This window comes from Curvibacter sp. GW821-FHT09D12 (assembly GCF_059416245.1).
In genome coordinates this window covers 1-22038 of record NZ_JBWKOU010000023.1, presented here as the reverse complement: position 1 = coordinate 22038, position 22038 = coordinate 1, and the positions used below count along the sequence as shown (strand labels likewise).

The window sequence follows — 22038 nt, the reverse complement described above, 5'->3', positions numbered from 1 at the left end:
GGCCGGGTGGCCTGTGGGCCTGCGTCAAGTCATCAGGGTTGCGCCACACGCGCCCGTGCGGCGTGCAGCTTTTTGTAGCTGTCGAGCAGGCGCTTGTGGCGGTCCAGGCCATCGAGCTGCAGGCTGGTCGGCGTCAAGCCAAAGAAGCGAACCGTGCCGTCGACCGAGCCCGTCACGGCGTCCATGCGCGGGTCGCCGAACATGCGACGGAAGTTGACCATGTAGTCGTCGAGTTCCAGGTCTTCGTCCAGGACCACATCGAGCACCGCATTCAACGCTTGGTAGAACAAGCCCCGGTCAACCGTGTTGTCGTTGTACTGCAGGAAAGACTTCACCCCTTCGTGGGCTTCCTCCAACCTTTGCAAGGCCAACTGGATCAGCAATTTCAACTCGAGAACGGTGAGTTGCCCCCACACGGTGTTTTCGTCGAAATCAATCCCGATCAGGGTGGCAATGTCGCCATATTCGTCCAGCTCTTCGTTTTCCAGGCGATCCAGCAGGGCCTCCAGTTGATCGTCGGTCAATTGATGCAGATTCAGCAGGTCGTTGCGGAACAGCAAGGCCTTGTTGGTGTTGTCCCAGACCAGGTCTTCCACGGGATAGACCTCCGAATAACCCGGCACCAGAATTCGACACGCTGTGGCGCCCAATTCATCATGCACCGCCACATAGGTTTGCTTGCCCATTTTGTCGAGGATGCCGAATAAAGTGGCCGCTTCCTGCGCATTGGAATTTTCACCCTTGCTAGAAAAATCCCATTCGACAAATTCAAAGTCAGATTGCGCGCTGAAAAACCGCCAAGACACCACGCCGCTGGAATCAATGAAGTGCTCCACAAAATTATTGGGTTCAGTCACCGCATTGCTGATGAAGGTGGGTTGAGGCAAGTCATTGAGCCCTTCAATGCTGCGACCTTGCAGCAACTCTGTCAGGCTGCGCTCCAGTGCCACCTGCAGGCTAGGGTGTGAACCAAATGAGGCAAAAACGCCCCCCGTGCGAGGGTTCATCAAGGTGACGCACATCACGGGGTAACGCCCCCCGAGAGAGGCATCCTTCACCAGAATCGGAAACCCTTGTTCCTCCAGGGCTCGAATGCCCGCCAGAATGCCTGGGTATTTCTCCAGGACCTGCGCCGGCACATCGGGCAGGGCCATCTCGCCCTCGATGATTTCACGCTTCACCGCGCGCTCAAAGATCTCTGACAAGCATTGCACCTGCGCTTCGGCCAGCGTGTTGCCGGCACTCATCCCGTTGCTGGCATAGAGGTTTTCAATCAGATTGGACGGAAAGTACACCACCTTGCCATCCGACTGGCGCACATAGGGCAGCGAGCAGATGCCACGCGCGGCGTTGCCAGAGTTGGTGTCGACCAAATGCGAGGCACGCAACTCGCCGCTCGGGTTGTAGATGGCCAGGCAATGCTCATCCAGGATTTCAGGTGGTAATTTGTCTTTTTTACCGGGCTTGAACCAACGTTCATTCGGATAATGAACAAAGCTGGCTTCGGCAATGTCTGACCCCCAGAATGAGCCCGCATAAAAATGATTGCAGCTGAGCCGTTCAATGTATTCGCCCAGCGCTGATGCCAGGGCGCTTTCCTTGGTGGACCCCTTGCCGTTCGTGAAGCACATGGGTGAGTGCGCATCGCGAATATGCAGTGACCAGACATTCGGAATGATGTTGCGCCAAGAGGCAATTTCTATTTTGATGCCCAAGTTGGCCAGCAAGCCAGACATGTTGGCGATGGTTTGTTCCAGAGGCAGGTCTTTTCCGGGGATGTAGGTGGCAATATCAGAGATTGAATTAACCGTCAGCAACGATTGCGCATCGGCATCCAGATTTTCTACTTCTTCGATCACAAACTCGGGGCCGGTCTGAACCACTTTTTTGACCGTGCAGCGCTCAATGGAGCGCAAAATACCCAGGCGATCTTTGGCCGTGATGTCCGTTGGCAATTCCACCTGGATTTTGAATATTTGCTGATACCTGTTTTCTGGATCGACAATATTATTTTGTGACAACCGGATGTTTTCGGTCGGTATGTTTCTGGTGTTGCAATACAGCTTGACAAAATACGCGGCACACAGGGCGGAGGATGCCAAAAAATAATCAAAAGGCCCTGGGGCCGACCCATCGCCCTTGTAGCGAATGGGTTGATCGGCGATCACCGTGAAGTCATCAAATTTGGCTTCAAGACGAAGCTTATCCAGAAAGTTGACTTTGATTTCCATGGGGAAAATGTCCAAAAATAATATTTGCAGGTTTCGCAGGCCGCATCTCAAATGCGAAAACTGCTGTCATGGTTGCAGGCGTCGCGCAGCAATCGGGGGTGAGATCGTTGGCATCTGATCACCCGATTGTCCATGCAGACATGGAACGCAGGTTGGAGCTTGAAAATAGGCCTTTGGGTATGACGAAGGCACCGGTTCAAAGGCCGGTGTGAAATGGTGCAGGCAGCGGGCCTGGTCAAACGCCCCCTGCTGCATCCCCGCCCAGTGAGCCATAGGGCGCGAACGGGCTCTCCTGCTCGTCCACCGCCAGGGCGCGGCCCACAAAGGGAAAGGCGCGCTGCGGGCAGTTATGTCGTTCGCAGACCTTGCAACCCATGCCGATGGGCGTGGCGGCCGCCGGGTCTTGCAGATCCAGGCCGCGCGCATAGACCAGGCGATGCGCGTGGCGCACATCGCAGCCCAGTCCGACCGAGAAGGTGCGCCGCGGTGAGCCATATCCGGCCTCGCCGTGGGTGACCGCGTGTGCCACCCACAGGTAGCGGCGACCGTCGGGCATGCTGGACAGCTGTGCCAGGATCTGACCCGGGCGCGAGAAAGCCTCGTACACATTCCACAGCGGGCAGGTGCCACCGATGCGGCTGAAATGAAAGTGGGTGGCTGACTGGCGCTTGGAGATGTTGCCAGCCCGGTCCACCCGAACAAAGAAGAAGGGCACGCCCGGTGCGCCCAGGCGCTGCAAAGTGCTCAGTCGGTGGCAGACCGTCTCCAGGCCGACGCCGAAGAGCCGGCCCAGCAGCTCGATGTCGTAATGCAACGTCTCGGCCGCCTGCAAAAAACGTCCATAGGGCAGCAGCAGTGCGCCTGCGAAGTAGTTGGCCAGGCCCAGGCGGGCCAGTTGGCGCGCTGGCTCATGGCGGGTGAATGGGGTCACCTGGGTCAGGGCATCAAGCTCGGCGGGGAACTCAGTCAGCGCCAGCTGGGTCGCCATCTGGAAGGCTTTCTGGGCGGGATCCAGGCGCCCAGCCAATGTCAGTGTCGAGTGCCTGGCATCGAAGCGGCGCTTGCTGCCTTGCGGCCCCGGATCGTGCCGCACCAGGATGCCGTGCCCGGCCAGGCGCTGCGTCAGCCAGGCGAGCCGCGCGATTGGGTCATCCCCACTGTCGGCCTCTGCTGCCAGGCGCTCGGCTGCGCGGTCCAGACCGTCGAAGTGGTTCTGGTGGTTGAAGAAGAAATCCCGCACCAACTCGAAAGGTTGGTGGACGACAGGTTCATCCAGGCTTCGGTTGTCGCCCAGTTGCAGCGACAGGGCTTCCAACCGGCCCTGCAGTTCGTGCTGGCGCCGCCGCATGTCGATCACCGCTCGCGCCACCGCGGGCATCTGGGAGGCCAGCTCCTGGAACTCTGGCAGCGAGATGGGCTCCGGGGCTTCGGCCAGGGCTTCTTGCACCCCCGCCATCAGGCGGGCTTCTTCATCCTCAGAGAACTCCTGGATGTCGACACCCAGCGCCCGGTTCAGCTTGAGCAGCACCGAGACCGTGAAGGGGCGCTGGTTCTGCTCCAACTGATTGAGGTAGCTCGGCGACAGGCCCAGGGCCTGGGCCAGGCCGATCTGCGACAGCCCGCGCTCTGCGCGCAGTCGGCGCAGTTTCACGCCCATGAAGGTCTTTTTCATCCGCAGTGGCGTTCCTGAAAATTCGCAAAATTTGCTGATTTGCGAAATTCATTCGCAAATATTCGCCTTTTCAGGCCTGTTTGAAGGGGTGCATTTTGCGTAAATTGCGAAGCATGACAAGCCTCCCAGGAACCGTCGAGCTCAGAGAACTGGTGTTGCCCGCCCTGGCCAATCACCACGGCACCCTGTTTGCAGGCCAGGGCCTCCAACTGCTGGCCAAAGCGGCCTTTCTGGCCGCGCGCAGCCTGGCGCAGCGTGAGGTCGTGATGGCCGGTGTCAGCGCTGTGGATTTCCACCACCCCGTGCCGGTCGGCCATCAGTTGCTTTTGCGGGCCTGGGTCAGTCGCGTTGGGCGCAGCTCGATGACGGTCTGCGTCACCGGCCTGGCCGATGCGCCCGGTGTGCCGCTGGACGAGGCCCTCAGGGGCGTGTTTGAGATGGTGGCGGTCGATGCCTCAGGCCGCCCCGCAGCGATGGATCGTTTTGATAGCCAACAGGAGACCCCGACATGAGTACCGAGACCGTGCAAGCCCCGGCGCCAGCCACCTTCAAGCCGAAGAAATCGGTCGCCCTCTCGGGCACCGCTGCCGGCAACACCGCCCTGTGTACCGTGGGGCGCAGCGGCAACGATCTGCACTATCGGGGCTATGACATCCTGGACGTCGCCACCACCTGCGAGTTCGAGGAAGTGGCCCACCTGCTGGTGCACGGCAAGCTGCCCAACCAGGCCGAGTTGGCCGCCTACAAAGGCAAGCTCAAGTCCTTGCGCGGCTTGCCGGCGGCGGTCAAGACCGCGCTCGAGCAACTGCCCCCGTCCACCCACCCGATGGACGTGATGCGCACCGGCGTCTCGGTGCTGGGCTGCGTCAAGCCCGAGAAGGAAGACCACAACCACCCGGGGGCGCGTGACATTGCCGACAAACTGATGGCTTCGTTGGGTTCGATGCTGCTGTACTGGTACCACTTTGCCTATAACGGCAAACGCATCGAGGTGGAGACCGATGACGACTCGATTGGCGGCCATTTCCTGCACCTGCTGCATGGCGCGAAGCCGCGCGACAGCTGGGTGCGCGCCATGCACACCTCGCTCATCCTGTATGCCGAGCACGAGTTCAATGCCTCCACCTTCACCTCGCGCGTGGTGGCTGGTACCGGCTCTGACCTGTATTCGGCCATCTGCGGTGGCATCGGCGCCCTGCGCGGGCCCAAGCACGGTGGCGCCAATGAGGTGGCCTTCGAAATACAGAAACGCTACGACAACCCCGATGAGGCCGAAGCCGACATCCGTGACCGCGTCGAACGCAAGGAGGTGGTGATCGGCTTCGGTCACCCGGTCTACACCGTCGGTGACCCGCGCAACGGGGTGATCAAGAAGGTGGCCCACGAGCTGTCGCTGGAGCAGCGCAACACCAAGATGTTCGACATCGCCGAGCGCCTGGAATCGGTCATGTGGGAGGCCAAGAAGATGTTCCCCAACCTCGACTGGTTCAGCGCTGTCAGTTACCACATGATGGGCGTGCCCACCGACATGTTCACGCCCCTGTTCGTGATCGCCCGCACCTCGGGCTGGTCGGCCCATGTGATCGAGCAGCGCATCGACGGCAAGATCATCCGCCCCAGTGCCCAGTATGTCGGCCCCGAAGATCAGGCGTTCGTGCCCCTGGATCAGCGCACCTGAGCCCATCCGCGCCACAATTCCTCTTCAGCAACCTGCCATGAATTCCTGTTTCAGATCCCCTTTGCCAGGCCTGGGCCTGAGCTACTTCGACGCCCGCGCCGCGGTCGATGCCCTGCAGCCTGGCGCGTGGGCGCGCCTGCCTTACACGGCCCGGGTGCATGCCGAAAACCTGGTGCGCCGGGCTGACCCGACCCAGCTCGACAGCTACCTGCGCCAATTGATCGAGCGCCAGCGCGAGATCGACTTTCCGTGGTTTCCGGTGCGCGTGGTATGCCACGACATCCTGGGCCAGACCGCCTTGGTGGACCTGGCCGGCCTGCGCGATGCCATTGCCAACGAGGGGGGCGACCCGGCGGCCGTGAACCCGGTGGTGCCGGTGCAATTGATCGTGGACCATTCGCTGGCCGTGGAGTGCGGCGGCTTTGACCCCGAGGCTTTTGCCAAGAACCGGGCCATCGAAGACCGGCGCAACGAAGACCGCTTTCACTTCATCGAATGGACCAAGAAGGCCTTTGCCAACGTGGATGTGATCCCGGCGGGCAACGGCATCATGCACCAGATCAACCTCGAGAAAATGTCGCCGGTGGTGTACGTGCAAGACGGGGTGGCCTTCCCCGACACCTGCGTCGGCACCGACAGCCACACCCCGCATGTGGACGCGTTGGGCGTGATCGCCGTGGGCGTGGGCGGGCTGGAGGCCGAGAACGTGATGCTGGGCCGCGCCTCATGGATGCGCCTGCCCGACATCGTGGGTGTGCGCTTGACGGGGCGCCGCCAGCCCGGTATCACCGCCACCGACATGGCGCTGGCCCTGACCGAGTTCCTGCGCGCGCAGAAGGTGGTGGGCGCCTATGTCGAGTTCTTTGGCGAAGGCGCCGACAGCCTGTCCATCGGTGACCGCGCCACCATCTCGAACATGTGCCCCGAGTACGGTGCCACGGCAGCGCTGTTCTACATCGATCAGCAGACGCTGGACTATTTGCGCCTGACCGACCGCAGCCCCGAGCAGCTTCAGCTGGTGGAGACCTATGCCAAGACGGCCGGCTTCTGGCACACCGATCTGGCCACGGCCGAGTACGAGCGGGTGCTGAGCTTCGACCTGGCCCGTGTGGTGCGCAACATGGCGGGCCCCAGCAACCCGCACCAGCGCCTGCCCACCACGGCGCTGGTGGAGCGCGGCATCGCCGGCCCCGACAAGCTGGCTGCCGCCCAGGCCGAAGAGGCACAGGGCCTGCTGCCCGATGGCGCTGTCATCATTGCTGCCATCACCAGTTGCACCAACACCAGCAACCCGCGCAACGTGATCGCCGCCGCCTTGCTGGCCCGCAACGCACGCCGCCTGGGCCTGGCGCGCAAGCCCTGGGTCAAGTCTTCGCTGGCCCCGGGCTCCAAGGCCGTCGAGCGGTACCTCAAAGAAGCCGGCCTGCTGGCCGATCTGGAGGCCCTGGGCTTTGGCATCGTGGCCTTTGCCTGCACCACCTGCAACGGCATGAGCGGGGCCCTAGCCCCGAAGATCCAGCAAGAAATCATCGAGCGCGACCTGTACGCCACCGCCGTGCTGTCGGGCAACCGCAACTTTGATGGCCGCATCCACCCCTATGCCAAGCAGGCCTTTCTGGCCTCGCCGCCGCTGGTGGTCGCCTATGCCATCGCCGGCACCATCCGCTTCGACATTGAGAACGATGTGCTGGCCGTGGTGCAGGGCCGTGACATCCGCCTCAAGGACCTGTGGCCCAGCGATGAAGAGATCGATGCCATCGTGGCCCAGGCCGTCAAACCCGAGCAGTTTCGCGCGGTGTACGAGCCCATGTTCGCCCTGCGCCGCGACGACGGTGAAACCGTGCGTCCGCAGTACGACTGGCGCCCGCAGTCCACCTACATCCGCCGCCCACCCTACTGGGACACCGAGGGCGTAGGCGCGCTGGCGGCCCACCCGCGCACCCTCAAGGGCATGCGCGTGCTGGCCTTGCTGCCCGACAACATCACCACCGACCACCTCTCGCCCTCCAACGCCATCTTGCCCGACAGCGCGGCCGGCGAGTACCTGGCCCGCATGGGCCTGCCCGAGGAAGACTTCAACTCTTATGCCACCCACCGGGGCGACCACCTGACCGCCCTGCGGGCCACCTTTGCCAACCCGCAACTGGTCAACGAGATGGCCGTGGTCAACGGCCAGGTGCAAAAGGGATCGCTGGCCCGCATCGAGCCCGAGGGGCAGGTGGTGCGCATGTGGGAGGCGATCGAGACCTACCTGAACCGACGCCAGCCCCTGATCATCATTGCCGGTGCCGACTACGGCCAGGGATCCAGCCGCGACTGGGCTGCCAAGGGCGTGCGCCTGGCCGGGGTCGAGACCGTGGTGGCCGAGGGCTTCGAGCGCATCCACCGCACCAACCTGATCGGCATGGGCGTGCTGCCACTGGAGTTCCTGCCCGGCACCACCCGCCTGACGCTGGGCCTGGATGGCCGAGAAACCTACGCGGTGGCCGGTGAGTTGGCGCCGCGCGCGCCCCTGACCCTGGTGGTGACACGCCGTGATGGCAGCCTGCTTCAGGTGCCGGTGCGCTCGCGCCTCGACACGGCCGAAGAGGTCTCGGTCTACCAGGCCGGCGGCGTGCTGCAACGTTTTGCCCAAGACTTTCTGGCCCAACTACAAGGAGCCGCGGCATGAGCCACGCACCCCAGATCAAGATCGCCGCCACCTACCTGCGCGGCGGCACCAGCAAGGGCGTGTTCTTTCGCCTGCAAGACCTGCCTGCGGCGGCCCAGGTGCCGGGCACGGCCCGTGACCGCCTGCTGCAGCGCGTGATCGGCAGCCCCGACCCCTACGCCAAGCAGGTCGACGGCATGGGCGGGGCCACCTCGTCTACCTCTAAAACGGTGATCATCTCGCCCCCAACCCAACCCGGGCACGATGTGGATTACCTGTTCGGCCAGGTGGCCATCGACAGCGACTTTGTCGACTGGTCGGGCAACTGCGGCAACCTGTCGGCCGCCGTCGGGCCGTTTGCCATCGCCAACGGTTTCATCCCGGCCGACCGCATCCCCGACAACGGGGTGTGCACCGTGCGCATCTGGCAGGCCAACATCCGCAAGACCATCGTGGCCCATGTGCCCATCACCCATGGCCAGGTGCAGGAGACGGGCGACTTTGAACTGGACGGCGTGACCTTTCCGGCCGCCGAGGTGGCGATTGAGTTCCTCGACCCGGCCGACGAAGGCGAGGGTGACGACGGTGGCAGTGCCATGTTCCCCACCGGCCAGTGGGTGGACACGCTGGATGTGCCCGGCGTGGGCCGTTTTCAGGCCACCTTCATCAACGCCGGCATCCCCACCATCTTCCTCAACGCCGCCGAGCTGGGGTACACCGGCACCGAGCTGCAAGAGGCCATCAACGGCGACGCCGCCGCGCTGGCCCGCTTCGAGACGATCCGTGCCCACGGCGCCCTGCGCATGGGCCTGATCCGCGACCTGGGTGAGGCTGCCAAACGCCAGCACACGCCCAAGATTGCCTTTGTGGCCCCGCCGGCCAGCTACACCGCCAGCAGCGGCAAACCGGTGCAGGCCGGCGAGATCGATCTGCTGGTGCGTGCCCTGTCGATGGGCAAGCTGCACCACGCCATGATGGGCACCGCCGCCGTGGCCATTGGCACGGCGGCGGCCGTGCCAGGCACCCTGGTCAACCTGGCCGCGGGCGGCGGCCCGCGCGAGGCGGTGCGCTTTGGCCACCCCTCGGGCACCCTGCGCGTGGGGGCCCAGGCCGAGCTGCGCGACGGCCAGTGGCTGGTCACCAAGGCCTTGATGAGCCGCAGCGCCCGCGTGCTGATGGAAGGCTGGGTGCGCGTGCCCGGCGATGCCTTCTGAACGCGCGCCCCTTGATTCCAAACCTCACCGGATTCCAGTTCATGTCCCCACGTCAACAACTCAAACAACTCGTCGAAGCCCGCCGTGGCCTGATCGTGCCCGGCGCCTTCAATGCGCTGTCGGCCAAAGTCATCGAAGACCTGGGCTTTCAGGCCATCTATGTCACCGGCGCCGGGGTCACCAACATGTGGTTCGGCATGCCCGACCAGGGCTTCATGGGCCTGGCCGAGATCGCCGACCACACCGCGCGCATCCGCGATGCGGTGAGCGTGCCCCTGCTGGTCGATGCCGACACCGGCTTTGGCAACGCCCTCAATGTCTACCACACGGTGCGAACCCTGGAGCGCGCCGGCGCCGACTGCATCCAGCTCGAAGACCAGGTGGCGCCCAAGCGCTGCGGGCACTTTTCAGGCAAGGAGGTCATCTCCACCGAGGAAGCGGTCAGCAAAATCAAGGCCGCCGTCGACGCTAGGCGTGACCCCAACCTGCTCATCATGGCCCGCACCGACGCCGCCGCCACCCACGGCTTTGAGGCCGCGGTGGAGCGCGCCCAGAAATTTGCCGAGGCCGGTGCCGACATTTTGTTTGTCGAGGCCGTGACCCAGGCCGAAGAGGTGCGCGCCTTGCCCCAGCGCCTGGCCAAGCCCCAGCTCATGAACATGGTGATCGGTGGCCGCACCCCCATCTTCAATGCCGAGCAATTGGGTGAACTGGGCTACGGCATCGTGCTGTACGCCAACGCGGCCCTGCAAGGCGCGGTGGCCGGCATGCAAAAGGCCTTGACGGTGCTGCGCGACGAGAAGGAAGTGCACGAGTCCAGCGGCCTGGTCACGCCGTTTGCCGAGCGCCAACGTCTGGTGGGCAAGCCCGGCTGGGACGCCTTGGAGAAGCAGTACACCTGAGGGCCGGGCGTGTCCAAGCCAGGAGCACCATGTGGCGTTGCGCCTGAACAGGCGTATGACAAAGCCAAAGGGGCGTGTCCTGTGATGGGCACCCCTTTTCTCGCTCATTGTCCGGACGACTGGGAAATATCGGCCCGGGGGCGGTCTGCTGGCCTTTGGGCGCGGCGGGCTGCAGTAGGCTGGCTGCTGTCGTTCGCCGTCGGGCGGTTGGTTGGTCGCTTTCGACCCATATGAGTCGCAGCGAATGTCGAAGTCAGTGACCGTTAGCAGGCATTCAATTTGATTTGGATTCTGGCCACCTTCGATAGCTTGCGGTTACGATGTGCATCTCCGTGGGGAGCGGTTGATCTTAACGGGGACCAGACCAAATAACAGGTGTCGACGTAAGCACAGGTGGAGAAGAACTTGAAGACGATTTCCGTGTTTAACAACAAAGGTGGCGTAGGAAAAACTACTCTAACGTTCCATTTGGGCAACGCGCTCGCGGAGCTAGGTTATAAAACCTTAGTCATTGACCTTGATCCTCAATGTAATCTAACCATCCTTGGGCTACCTGAAGAAACTTTGGATCAGGTGTGGCAAGCGGAAGAAGCCTTTATCGACGACTTCAAGGCCGCACGAGATAGTCTCCCAAAGAAGGATCTTGACGCGCTGATAACGTCTCCGCGCTCTATCCACTTTTTGCTGAAACCAACCGAAGATGGCCTTTCCGATCTGGATAGTCTCCCGCCGCCTTTTCAAATTGCAAGGAACCTTCACCTCATCCCTGGCCGCCTCACGATGCATTTATATGAGGATGCCATCGCTAGGCGATGGAGTGACGTTTATCAGGGTGATCCGCTTGCTGTTCGAACAGTAACTCGCCCTAGGCAGATTGCAGAGGCTTACGCGAGGGCCTACGGATACGACTTTGTCATTATGGATACGTCGCCCAGCCTCGGTACTCTAAACAAGGTGATCATCTCCACGGCAGACGGTTTTCTGATCCCGTGTATGCCAGACATGTTTTCTCAATATGGCATCAAGAATATTGGTAACGCGCTTGCAAACTGGAAAAAGCAGTTTGAAACGATATACCACCTCCTGTCGACGGAGAAAAGAAAGCAATTTCCTCAGAACTTTGTACGCCTGCTGGGTTATACGATATTCAATGCGAAGAAGTATTCCGGAAAGCCACTCGACTTAGCGACAGCACACTACAACTTTGCGACGCAGATTCCGGAGGCGATCCGTGATTATATTAGTCTGGATATTCGCTCTCACTTGAGTGAGCAGGTTTTGGAAAAGCCGATTGGTGGGAGAGCGATCATGCACACCCACAACACCTTGCCTTCTATGGCGCAGAAGTACCATACACCGATGTGGCGGGTGCCGTACGCAACACTGGATTCATCAGATGTCTCTACGATTCAGGGTAATCGTACGGCATACGAGGCGACCAAAGAAAAATACTCCGAGTTTTCCAAGGATCTTCTCTTGCGCACGTCCTCGCTGGATTAAGAGAGCACGATATGCAAGACGCAGCATTGACGAATGCGGCACTGAACGCCTTCGACGAAATGAATCATGAATTGACCATGTTTATGTCAAGCGTTCGGACGTGGTTTGAGACCCATCCCAGTCTGACGAGCGGATATACGCCGCTGGTTCATTCCGTTAAATCCAGGTTAAAAAATAGAGAGCATCTGCGAGCAAAAATCCAGAAAAAATCTAATACGGAAAATCTGATTGACGGAAGCAATCTTGGGCAAAAGATCACCGACCTTGCCGGGGTCCGTGTGTTACATCTGCACCAAGAGCAACTAACGCAAATTCACGAACAGATTCTCCGAAAGATCGAGCATAGGGGTGACTGGGTTCTTCACGAGACGCCGCGCGCCTACACCTGGGATCCAGAGCGGCGCGACTTTTATCATGGAATAGGTTTTGAAGTTCATTTGAAGCCTTCGTCCTATACAAGCGTTCATTACACTGTGCGCCCGCGACATGACTCCCCCTTGTGCTGCGAGATTCAAGTCCGCACATTGTTCGAGGAAATCTGGGGGGAGGTAGATCATGCGCTGAACTACCCGGATCCTACGGATAGCGTCGCGTGTAGAGAGCAGCTTCTTGTTCTCGGGAAGGTCGTGGGCGCGGGTAGCAGGCTTGTTGATTCAATTTATCGAACAGTTGCAGCCGAACCAGCCCTACTCGTGGAGCAAGCGCACCAACCCGAGGCAGCTACCGAGATCACCCCCGTTGTGATACATGCTCCTGTCGTTTTGCCACCAGCGGTGCTGAAGCTCGAGAATGAACCTGCGGCTGCCGCAGAGGAATTCGTGGAGCAGAGGCCGGCTGAACCAATATAAGCGCCTCCATTGGACGCAGGACAAAATACAGTTGCCTGACCACTTCTCGCAAAATCAACAGATGCACGGCCACTAAGCTGTCGCTCGCCAATAGCCGCAACTGGCCCAGAGTTGACCTCACCGGGAAGTTGACCGACTAACTGTCACCGCTGCATAGCTGCCGGCCGACTGCTGTCGGACGGCTTCCGGCTGGTTGCTGATGCTCAACGGTAAACGTTCAAGCGACTGCTGTGCACTCTAAGATTACACCTGCGCGCAATCACACCTCCCGAAAGCCGGTGTTCGCACTTCCGACGTGCTTGCATCCTTACGGATGCGGATACGGCTTTGAGGATACGCCATACGGACTACTCCATCAGGAGAGAACACATAGAACTAGGCTCCAGCGACTCGGGCGAGGTGCTTAGCCCCTTGCCTACTCGACTAAATCTGTCCGGAACAAAAATCGAATACCGTGCGACGAAGGGTCAGGGCGTAGCACCCCTGCATAGGAAGTACGCTCAGTTCCTTCCGAAGAGTCTTGTCCCGCCATTGGGGGGATCCGATAAGCTAAGCGCTTTTCACGTTAGACCTGGGGGGAGCGATGGACGCGAATGCGATTGCGCTGCTGGACATCTTTGAGAAGAAGATGCGGCTCGAAGTGCCGATGTTCCAGAGGCAGTACGTCTGGAAGCAGGAGCACCAATGGGAGCCACTGTGGGAGGACATCTCTCGCAAGTTTGTGGAGTTCATTGAGGGTCGAACCGACGCACCAGTTCACTTCCTCGGTGCGATGGTGCTCGACCAGCGGCAAACGCAGACCGGCCGTGTCGAGCGGCGCAGTGTGATCGACGGTCAACAGCGTCTCACAACTCTTCAGCTTTTCCTTGCCTCGTTTCGCGACTTTTGCCGATGTGAAGGTTTGGGCGACTTCGCCGACGAGTGTGAGAAGTACACGGTGAACACCGGTCGGATGGCAGAGCCGGAAGTGGAGAAGTACAAGGTTTGGCCAACACTGAGCGACCGACAGCAGTTCATTGACGTCGTCGATGCGGGGTCACGAGATGCTCTGGAGAAGCTCCATCCGTTGACGCGACGCAAGTATTCGCGGAAGTTCGAGCCGCGCCCTCGAATGGTGGAGGCCTATTTCTTCTTTTACGACAGTCTTGCTGAGTTCTTCAAGGGAAGCCCGACCGAGCCGCCGCTGGCAGCCAACAAGCCGTTGGCTGATCGCGTTGAAGAGTGCTTCGAAGCCCTCAAGACGGCGCTGAAGGTGGTAGCAATCGACCTTGACCGCGACGACGACGCACAGGTCATCTTCGAGACGCTCAACGCCCGTGGCGAGCCGCTTCTGCCGGCCGATCTTCTCCGGAACTTCATCTTCCTTCGGGCCGCTCGGCAAAACGAGGAACAAGAGGCGCTGTACAAGAAGTATTGGGCAGCCTTCGATGAGCCCTTCTGGCGCCAGGAGGTCGTGCAGGGGCGTCTGTTGCGTCCACGCAGTGACCTATTCATTCAGCACTTTCTTGCGAGCAAGCAGGCCAGAGATATCCCAATCAAGCACTTGTTCGTCGAGTACAAATATTGGGTCGAACGCAGTGCTCCCTACAAGACGGTCGAGGCAGAGCTCGCGGCGCTAGCGAAGCAAGGCAAGGATTTCAGACGCCTCGTCGGTCGTAGTGATGCCGATGCACTCGGGCCGCTCGCCCACTTCCTGGAGACGTTCGACATAAGTACCGTCTTCCCACCTCTTCTGGCCATGCTTGATCTCGGGGCGAGCGACGATGAGATGCGCGAGGCTGCAAGTGTCCTTGAGAGCTACCTCCTTCGTCGTACGGTCTGCGTGTCGGATACCAAGGCGTACAACCGAGTCTTTATGGGCCTTACGCGGGCGATTCGCCGAGACGGGGCGACCGCCGCAGTTGTTCGTTCGCACCTGATCGGCCTCCAGAGCGCCACCGATGCGTGGCCGAGCGACGAACGATTCACCGAGGCATGGATGACGGGGCACGCTTACTCGGCGCTCAACAACGGGAGGATCGTCTACATCCTGAGCAAGCTGAGTGAAACCTACCGAAATTCCAAAACCGAACAGCTGAAAGTAACTGGGCAGCTTACGGTAGAACATCTGATGCCGCAGGCCTGGGTCGCTCACTGGCTGCTGTCGGATGGAAACAGAGGCGTCGACATTCCATGGTCTGTTCCGGCAGATGATCCCCAGGCACTTGCGACACGCGCTCGAAGCGCCATCGTCCAAACGTTCGGCAACCTCACCTTGATCACAGGCAGTCTGAACAGCTCAATCTCGAATGGCGCCTGGGCAACCAAGCGAGCCGCAATTGAGGCGAATAGCTTGCTGCCAATCAACCTCCAACTGAGGAGCGCCGAAACGTGGGACGAAGGAGCGATTGAGCGGCGCGGCCGCGACCTGCTTTCTCGGGCGCTTGAGCTGTGGCCGAGAGGCTAGGCCTTACCTGATTACGAACCAGCCGTTGGCAGCTATCCGCTTCTGGCCCCATAGCTGCCATAGGAGCCTCTATCTGTGGTCGACGGCAATCGCTGCACACCAGTCGTTGAGGTCCGTTGCGCCAATTCGGACCCCCCCTCAGTGCGCAGCCTTCGCCCCTCTCCCCCCCGGGGTCCCACACAGCCCAATCAGGCCAGCTCTGCCCGCAGTGCCTTGGCCGCCGCCACCATGTGCGTCAGTGCCGGGATCACCTCGGGCCATTGGCGGGTCTTGAGGCCGCAGTCGGGGTTGACCCACAGGCGCTCTGCGGGCACGCGTTCGGCGGCCTTCTTCATCAAGTCGACCATGTGCTGCTGGCTCGGGATGTTGGGCGAGTGGATGTCGTACACGCCGGGGCCGATCTCGTTGGGGTAGCTGAAGTGGTCAAACGCATCGAGCAGCTCCATGTCTGAGCGCGAGGTCTCGATGGTGATCACGTCAGCATCCATGTCGGCGATCGAGGCCATGATGTCGTTGAACTCCGAATAGCACATGTGGGTGTGGATCTGGGTCTCGTCGCGCACGCCGTTGGCGCTGATGCGAAAGCTCTCCACCGCCCAGTCGAGGTAGCTCTGCCATTGGGCCCGGCGCAGCGGCAGGCCTTCGCGCAGGGCGGCCTCGTCGATCTGGATCACGCGCACGCCGGCCTTTTCCAGGTCCAGCACTTCGCTGCGGATGGCCAGGGCCAGTTGCCGGCAAGACTGCGAGCGCGGTTGGTCGTCGCGCACAAAAGACCAGTTCAGGATCGTCACCGGGCCGGTCAGCATGCCCTTCATGGGTTTGGGGGTCAGCGACTGGGCATGGGTGGTCCACTCCACCGTCATGGGGTGCGGGCGGCTGATGTCGCCGAACAGGATCGGGGGCTTCACGCAGCGCGAGCCATAGGATTGCACCCAGCCGAACTGGCTAAAGGCATAGCCGTCGAGTTGCTCGCCAAAGTATTCGACCATGTCGTTTCGCTCGGCCTCGCCGTGCACCAGCACGTCCAAGCCCAGGGCCTCCTGCTCGCGTACCGCACGCTCAATCTCCTGGCGCATGGCGGCCTGGTAGGCCGGCAGGTCCAGCCGTCCGGCCTTGAATTCGCTGCGTGCCTGGCGGATCTCGGCCGTCTGCGGAAACGAGCCAATGGTGGTGGTCGGAAACTTGGGCAGCTTCAGCAGCGCAGCCTGTTTGGGGGCGCGGTTGGCATAGGTGCTTTCACGGCGACCCAGGTCTTGGGTGATGCGGGCCACGGCCAGTTTGACGGTGGGGTTGTTGACGCGTGGCGAGGCGCGGCGGGCCGCCAGGGCGGCCTGGTTGGCGTCCAGGGCCTCGCGCACCGCCTCGCGGCCCTCGTTCAAGGCCTGGGCCAGCACCTGCAGCTCGACCAGCTTCTGGCGCGCAAAGGCCAGCCAGGACAGGATCTCGGCATCCAGCTTCTGTTCACTGGCCAAATCCACCGGCACGTGCAGCAGTGAGCATGAGGGTGCGATCCACAGGCGCTGACCCAGTTGCTGAGCCAGGGGCTCCAGCCAGCCCAGGGTGGTATGGAGGTCGGTTTTCCAGATGTTGCGGCCATTGATCACGCCCAGCGACAGCACCTTGTGCGCGGGCAGCAGGTTGATCAAGGGTTGCACGCCTTCGCGGTCGTTGATGGCGTCCACATGCAGGCCGGCCACCGGCAGGTTGGCTGCGAGGTAGGCGTTTTCTTGCAACTGGCCGAAGTAGGTGGCCAGCAGCAGCTTGACCTTGGCCGCTTTGAGGTGGTGGTAGGCGGTGTTGAAGGCATGTTGCCAATCGGCATCCAGCTCGGTCGCCAGAATGGGTTCGTCGATCTGCACCCATTCCACGCCCTGGGCGGCCAGGGCGTCAAGCAGCTCGGCATACACCGGCAGCAGGCGCTCCAGCAGGCTCAGTCGATCCGAGCCGTCCTTGCTCTTGCCGATGGCCAGGTAGGTGACCGGGCCGATCAGCACGGGCTTGGCCTTCACGCCCTGGGCCTGCGCCTCGGCCAGTTGCGCCAGCAGGCGGCTGGCATCGAGCTTGAACGCGGTGGCCGCCGTGAACTCGGGCACGATGTAGTGGTAGTTGGTGTCGAACCACTTGGTCATTTCGCCGGCCGCCACACCGCCACCACAGCCACTACCGCAGCCCGCATGGGCCTCGGCAGGCTGTGCCGAGCGGCCGCGGGCCACGCGGAAGCAGTTGTCCAGCGCGTCGCCCTGGAAGCCGCGCACCCGCTCGGGCAGATTGCCCAGGGTGAAGCTCAGGTCCAGCACCTGGTCATAGAACGAAAAGTCGCCCACGGGGGCCAGGTCCAGGGGGGCCTGATCGGCCCAGTTCTGCTGTCGGAGGGCGGCCCCCAAGGCCTTCAGATCGTTCAGTGTGGATTGACCCTTCCAGTACGCCTCCAGGCCGAACTTGAGTTCGCGTTGGGCGCCGATGCGGGGAAAGCCGAGGTTGTGTGTGCGGACCATGCTGTCTTCTTCAATGTCATCAAGGTTGGAGATGACGCAAGGTTAGAGACGACATGCGATGACGTAAAATGATCTTATTTCAGAGTTCGATAAATTTTGCTCATGGATCTGCATGATTGAACGCATTCACCTGGCCATCATCCAGGCCGTGGATCGGCAGGGTTCGATGACGGCCGCAGCCTCGACCCTGTGCCTGACGCAGCCCGCGCTGAGCCACGCCATGAAAAAGCTGGAGCAGTTGATGGGCACCGACATCTGGTTGCGCGAAGGCCGCAGCCTGCGCCTGACCCAGGCTGGCGAGTACTTGCTGGCAGTGGCCAACCGGGTGCTGCCCCAGTTGGAGCTGGCCGAGGCCCGCATGAAGCAGTTTGCCCAGGGTGAGCGCGGCACGCTGCGCATTGGCATGGAGTGCCACCCCTGCTACCAATGGCTGTTGAAGATCGTGGCGCCCTACCTGGCGGCCTGGCCCGATGTCGAAGTGGACGTGAAACAGAAGTTCCAGTTCGGGGGCATCGGTGCGCTGTTTGGCTACGAGATCGACCTGCTGGTCACGCCCGACCCGGTGTTCAAGCCGGGCCTGCATTTCGAGCCGGTGTTTGACTATGAACAGGTGCTGGTGGTGGGCCGGGGCCATCGGCTGGCCGAGCACCTCTTTGTCGAGCCAGCTGAACTGGCGTCTGAAGTGCTGTTGAGCTACCCCGTATCGCCCGAAAGGCTCGACATCTACCAGCAGTTTCTGGTGCCTGCGGGCGCGCTGCCCCGGCGTCACAAGCCGATCGAGAACACCGACATCATGCTGCAGATGGTGGCCAGCGGGCGGGGCGTGGCCGCGCTGCCACGCTGGCTGGTGCAAGAGTACGCGGCCCGCTTGCCGATCCAGCCGGTGCGCCTGGGCGAGCAAGGCATTGCCAAGCAGATCTACCTGGGCGCCCGCGAGGCCGATGTGCAGGTGGACTACCTGCAGGCCTTTGTGGCGCTGGCACGCAGCAGCGATGTGCGGGGGGCCACCGCCAAGGCCCCGGCGACCTGAGACGGCCCCCGGGCCGCTGCCTCAGGTCACAGCACCCGCTGCGAACGCCGCCACACCCCCAGGCGGGCGGCATCCTGGATCAACTGCTCCCGAAAATCCGGGTGTGCGATGTTGATCAGGGCTTCGGCCCGCTGCCAGGTCGATTTGGCCTTCAACTGGGCGCAGCCGAACTCGGTCACCACGTAATGCACCAGCGAGCGCGGGCAGGTGACGATGGAGCCTGGCGACAGCGTCGGCACGATGCGCGAGGCCAGCGTGCCATCTTTTTGCCGGTAGGTGGAGTTGAGGCAGATCAGGCCCTTGCCGCCTTCCGATTTGTAGGCGCCCAGGATGAAGTCCAACTGCCCACCGGTGCCCGAGATCTGTCGGGTGCCAGTCGACTCGCTGGACACCTGGGTGAACAGGTCAATCTCGATGGCGTTGTTGATCGCCACCACCTTGGGGTTGCGGCCGATCACGCAGGGGTCGTTGGTGTACGACGCGGGGTAGATGGCGGCGGCCGGGTTGTTGTGCAGAAAGTCGTAGAGCTTTTGCGAACCCATGGCAAAGGTGTAGACCATCTTGCCGCGGTCCAGCGCTTTGCGTTGGCCGGTGATGCGGCCGGCCTCGTACATGTCCACATACGAGTCGGCCAGCATCTCGGTGTGCACCCCGAGGTCTTTCAGGTCGCTTTGTGCGATCAGCGCGCCCACGATGTTGGGCAAGGCACCGATGCCCAGTTGAATCGTGGCGCCGTCTTCCAGCAAGCCCATGACGTAGCCGGCGATGGTGGTGTCCGCCGCACCGGCCTGGGTGGCCGGCAGTTGCAGAAGGGGGCTGTTGGGGCCCTCGATCACGCCATTCACCTGGCTCAGGTGGATGCCCTCATCGAGCCCGCCCAGACAGCGCGGTGCGCGGGTGTTCACCTCCACCAGCACCTTGCGGGCCTTGCGCAGGTAGGCGGGCGTGAGCGAGCAACTGGTTGAGAGGTTGAAGAAGCCATGGGCATCCATGGGCGTGACCTGCACCACCGCCACCTCGGGCTCTTCGTACAGCATCACGTTCTGCGGGCCCTGGTGGTAGCACAGGGGGATGTAGCTGGCCAGGCCTTTTTCAGCGGCCTGGCGTGCCAGGCCCGAGAAATGCCAGTCGTTCCAGACGAAGGCCTCGCGTTGGGGGTCGGCTTCAACGCACTTCAGAGGTTTGGCGCGGGTGGTGGTGATCAGGTTCACGTCACGCAGCACGCCGGCGCGCAGGGCCAGGGCCGCGTCAAAGGCCTCCACGCTCTGGGCAAATTCGCCCAGAAACACGGTGTCACCCGATTGCACCAGGGCCGCGGCGGCGTCAGCGCTCAGTCGTTTTTGCCGGTAGAGCGCCTGCAGGTCTTGTGTCATGTTGGCAGATCCGAGGCAGGTCAGAACAAATCGGCGGGCATGGCCTGGGTGTTGCCCCCGGCTTGCACGATGGCGCTGGCCAGGGCATCGGCCAGGGGCAACAGTGACTGGGCATAGAACACCGCGGTGTGCACCTTGGCACCGTGGAAGGCGGGGTCCTCGTTGCGCTTTTCCAGGGCCACCATCAAGGCACGGGCCATCTGCCAGCCGCACAACACGTAGCCGGCCAGCTTGAGGTAGCTCACCGCGCCGGCGTACACCGACTTGGGGTCGGTCTTGCCATGGGCCAGCACGTGCGCCACGACAGCTTCCAGCGCCTGCCGTGCCGGGGTCAGGGCCGCGCGCATCAGCGCGCATTCGGGCTCGCCATGCACGGCCAGGTCTTCTTCGGTGCTGGCCACCAGGGCGCACAGGTGCTGCGCCATGGCGCCGCCATCGCGCAAGGTCTTGCGCCCCACCAGGTCATTGGCCTGGATGGCGGTGGTGCCCTCGTAGATGCTCAGGATGCGGGCGTCGCGGTAGTGCTGCGCCGCGCCGGTTTCTTCGATGAAACCCATGCCGCCGTGCACTTGTACGCCCAGGCTGGTCACGTCGATGGCCAGCTCGGTGCTGAAGCCTTTGATCACCGGCACCAGGTAGTCGTACAGCGCCTGGTACCGGGCACGCCGCTGCGCATCGGGGGCGTGGTGGGCCTGGTCGCTGGCGGCGGCCGCCACATAGGCCAGGGCGCGTTCACCCTCGGTCAGCGCACGCATGGTCAAGAGCATGCGCTTCACATCGGGGTGCTCGATGATGGCCACGGGCCCGGCAGAGCCTGCCAGGTCACGGCTTTGCACGCGTTGGCGAGCAAAGGCCACCGCTTGCTGGTAGGCCCGGTCGGACACCGCGATGCCCTGCATGCCCACGGCAAAGCGGGCCGCGTTCATCATGATGAACATGTACTCCAGGCCCCGGTTTTCTTCGCCCACCAGGTGGCCCACCGCGCCGCCATGCTCACCAAACTGCAGCACGGCCGTGGGTGAGGCCTTGATGCCCAGCTTGTGTTCGATGCTGATGCAGTGGGCGTCGTTGCGCGCGCCCAGGCTGCCGTCCGCCTGCACCAGGTATTTGGGCACCACGAACAGGCTGATGCCCTTCACGCCTTCGGGCGCCCCCGGCACCCGGGCCAGCACCAGGTGCACGATGTTCTCGGCCATGTCGTGCTCACCGTAGGTGATGAAGATCTTGGTGCCAAACACGCGGTAGCTTCCATCGTCCTGACGCTCGGCCCGGGTGCGCACGGCGGCCAGATCCGAGCCGGCCTGGGGCTCGGTCAGGTTCATGGTGCCGGTCCACTGGCCCGAGATCATCTTCTCCAGGTAGATGCGCTTGAGCTCGTCGCTGCCCGCCGTCAGCAGGGCTTCGATGGCACCATCGGTCAGCATGGGGCACAGCGCAAACGACAGGTTGGCCGCATGCAGCATTTCCATGCAGCCCGTGGCGATCAGTTTGGGCAAGCCTTGGCCACCGTGCTCGACGGGATGCACCACCCCTTGCCAGCCGCCGGCCGCGAATTGTTCGAAGGCCTGCTTGAAGCCCGGCGTGGTGCTGACCTCGCCATCCTTCCAGGCCGACGGGTTCTTGTCGCCGGGCGCGTTCAGAGGTGCGACCACGCCTTCACAGAACTTGGCAGATTCCTCCAGCACGGCTTCGGCGGTGTCCCGGCCGTGGTCTTCAAAGCCGGGCAGGGCGGCGATGCCATCAAGGCCGGCCAGGTGGTCCATCACGAACAGCATGTCCTTGAGGGGGGCTTGGTATGTCATGTCTCTCTCCAGAGTGTCTTGGGGTGTCGGGGGCACCTGAGGCCGGGGGCCTCAGGTCAAGGCTCACAGGGGGGCGTTCAAAGCTGGCTGATCAACTCTGGCACGGCCGCAAACAGATCAGCCTCCAGGCCATAGTCGGCCACGCTGAAGATCGGTGCCTCCGGGTCCTTGTTGATCGCCACGATCACCTTGCTGTC

The 22038-nt window shown here is 62.2% G+C and carries 14 protein-coding genes and 1 pseudogene; 9 read left to right on the top strand and 6 right to left on the bottom strand.

Annotated features, from left to right (window positions below):
* Nucleotides 1-32 precede the first annotated feature (32 nt).
* Both AC07PT_RS25145 and AC07PT_RS25140 read right to left on the bottom strand, forming a co-directional pair.
* The gene (locus tag AC07PT_RS25145; RefSeq protein ID WP_494658512.1) at nt 33-2231 is read right to left on the bottom strand and encodes an OsmC domain/YcaO domain-containing protein; all 2199 of its coding nucleotides are present in this window, start codon (nt 2229-2231) and stop codon (nt 33-35) included.
* A gap of 235 nt (nt 2232-2466) precedes the next feature.
* The gene (locus AC07PT_RS25140; RefSeq protein WP_494658511.1) at nt 2467-3903 is read right to left on the bottom strand and encodes a short-chain fatty acyl-CoA regulator family protein; all 1437 of its coding nucleotides are present in this window, start codon (nt 3901-3903) and stop codon (nt 2467-2469) included.
* 113 nt (nt 3904-4016) lie between these two features.
* Here AC07PT_RS25140 and AC07PT_RS25135 point away from each other — a divergent pair, with 113 nt between their 5' ends.
* From AC07PT_RS25135 to AC07PT_RS25100, 8 genes are all read left to right on the top strand, one after another.
* A complete protein-coding gene (locus AC07PT_RS25135; RefSeq protein ID WP_494658510.1) occupies nt 4017-4415 on the top strand; it encodes an acyl-CoA thioesterase in 399 nt (132 codons plus the stop codon).
* Nucleotides 4412-5581, top strand: a complete 1170-nt coding sequence (gene prpC, locus AC07PT_RS25130) for a bifunctional 2-methylcitrate synthase/citrate synthase (RefSeq protein ID WP_494658509.1) — start codon at nt 4412-4414, stop codon at nt 5579-5581. Before AC07PT_RS25135 ends, prpC begins: the two co-directional genes overlap by 4 nt.
* A 37-nt stretch (nt 5582-5618) precedes the next feature.
* Entirely contained in the window at nt 5619-8252 is a 2634-nt protein-coding gene (gene acnD / locus AC07PT_RS25125) for a Fe/S-dependent 2-methylisocitrate dehydratase AcnD (RefSeq protein WP_494658508.1), read from the top strand.
* Nucleotides 8249-9445, top strand: a complete 1197-nt coding sequence (gene prpF / locus AC07PT_RS25120; protein ID WP_492349763.1) for a 2-methylaconitate cis-trans isomerase PrpF — start codon at nt 8249-8251, stop codon at nt 9443-9445. The genes acnD and prpF overlap by 4 nt, the downstream gene beginning before the upstream one ends.
* 41 nt (nt 9446-9486) lie before the next feature.
* Entirely contained in the window at nt 9487-10347 is an 861-nt protein-coding gene (locus AC07PT_RS25115) for an isocitrate lyase/PEP mutase family protein (protein WP_492349764.1), read from the top strand.
* Nucleotides 10348-10752: 405 nt separating this feature from the next.
* The gene (locus AC07PT_RS25110) at nt 10753-11847 is read left to right on the top strand and encodes a ParA family protein (RefSeq protein WP_494658507.1); all 1095 of its coding nucleotides are present in this window, start codon (nt 10753-10755) and stop codon (nt 11845-11847) included.
* An 11-nt stretch (nt 11848-11858) separates the two neighbouring features.
* Nucleotides 11859-12695, top strand: coding sequence for a RelA/SpoT domain-containing protein (locus AC07PT_RS25105; RefSeq protein WP_494658506.1), 837 nt, complete (start codon nt 11859-11861; stop codon nt 12693-12695).
* A gap of 583 nt (nt 12696-13278) precedes the next feature.
* Nucleotides 13279-15141 (top strand): DUF262 domain-containing protein, encoded by a 1863-nt coding sequence (locus tag AC07PT_RS25100; protein WP_494658505.1) that lies wholly within the window; start codon nt 13279-13281, stop codon nt 15139-15141.
* Nucleotides 15142-15329: 188 nt separating this feature from the next.
* On the opposite strand, the gene metE is transcribed toward AC07PT_RS25100, so the two are convergent.
* Nucleotides 15330-17636, bottom strand: coding sequence for a 5-methyltetrahydropteroyltriglutamate--homocysteine S-methyltransferase (gene metE / locus AC07PT_RS25095; RefSeq protein ID WP_494658504.1), 2307 nt, complete (start codon nt 17634-17636; stop codon nt 15330-15332).
* Nucleotides 17637-17748: 112 nt separating this feature from the next.
* On the opposite strand from metE, the gene AC07PT_RS25090 reads away from it, so the two are divergent.
* On the top strand, nt 17749-18666 hold the full coding sequence (locus AC07PT_RS25090) for a LysR family transcriptional regulator (RefSeq protein ID WP_494658503.1): 918 nt from the start codon (nt 17749-17751) through the stop codon (nt 18664-18666).
* A gap of 26 nt (nt 18667-18692) precedes the next feature.
* Here the strand turns inward: AC07PT_RS25090 and AC07PT_RS25085 are convergent, their stop codons facing one another.
* From AC07PT_RS25085 to AC07PT_RS25075, 3 genes and pseudogenes are all read right to left on the bottom strand, one after another.
* Nucleotides 18693-20039 carry an acetyl-CoA hydrolase/transferase family protein gene (locus tag AC07PT_RS25085; RefSeq protein ID WP_492349769.1) on the bottom strand — a complete coding sequence of 449 codons (1347 nt, stop codon included), beginning with the start codon at nt 20037-20039 and terminating at the stop codon, nt 18693-18695.
* A 20-nt stretch (nt 20040-20059) separates the two neighbouring features.
* Entirely contained in the window at nt 20060-21841 is a 1782-nt protein-coding gene (locus AC07PT_RS25080) for an acyl-CoA dehydrogenase (RefSeq protein ID WP_494658502.1), read from the bottom strand.
* Nucleotides 21842-21918: 77 nt separating this feature from the next.
* A pseudogene (locus AC07PT_RS25075) lies at nt 21919-22038 on the bottom strand (electron transfer flavoprotein subunit alpha/FixB family protein); the annotation flags it as partial.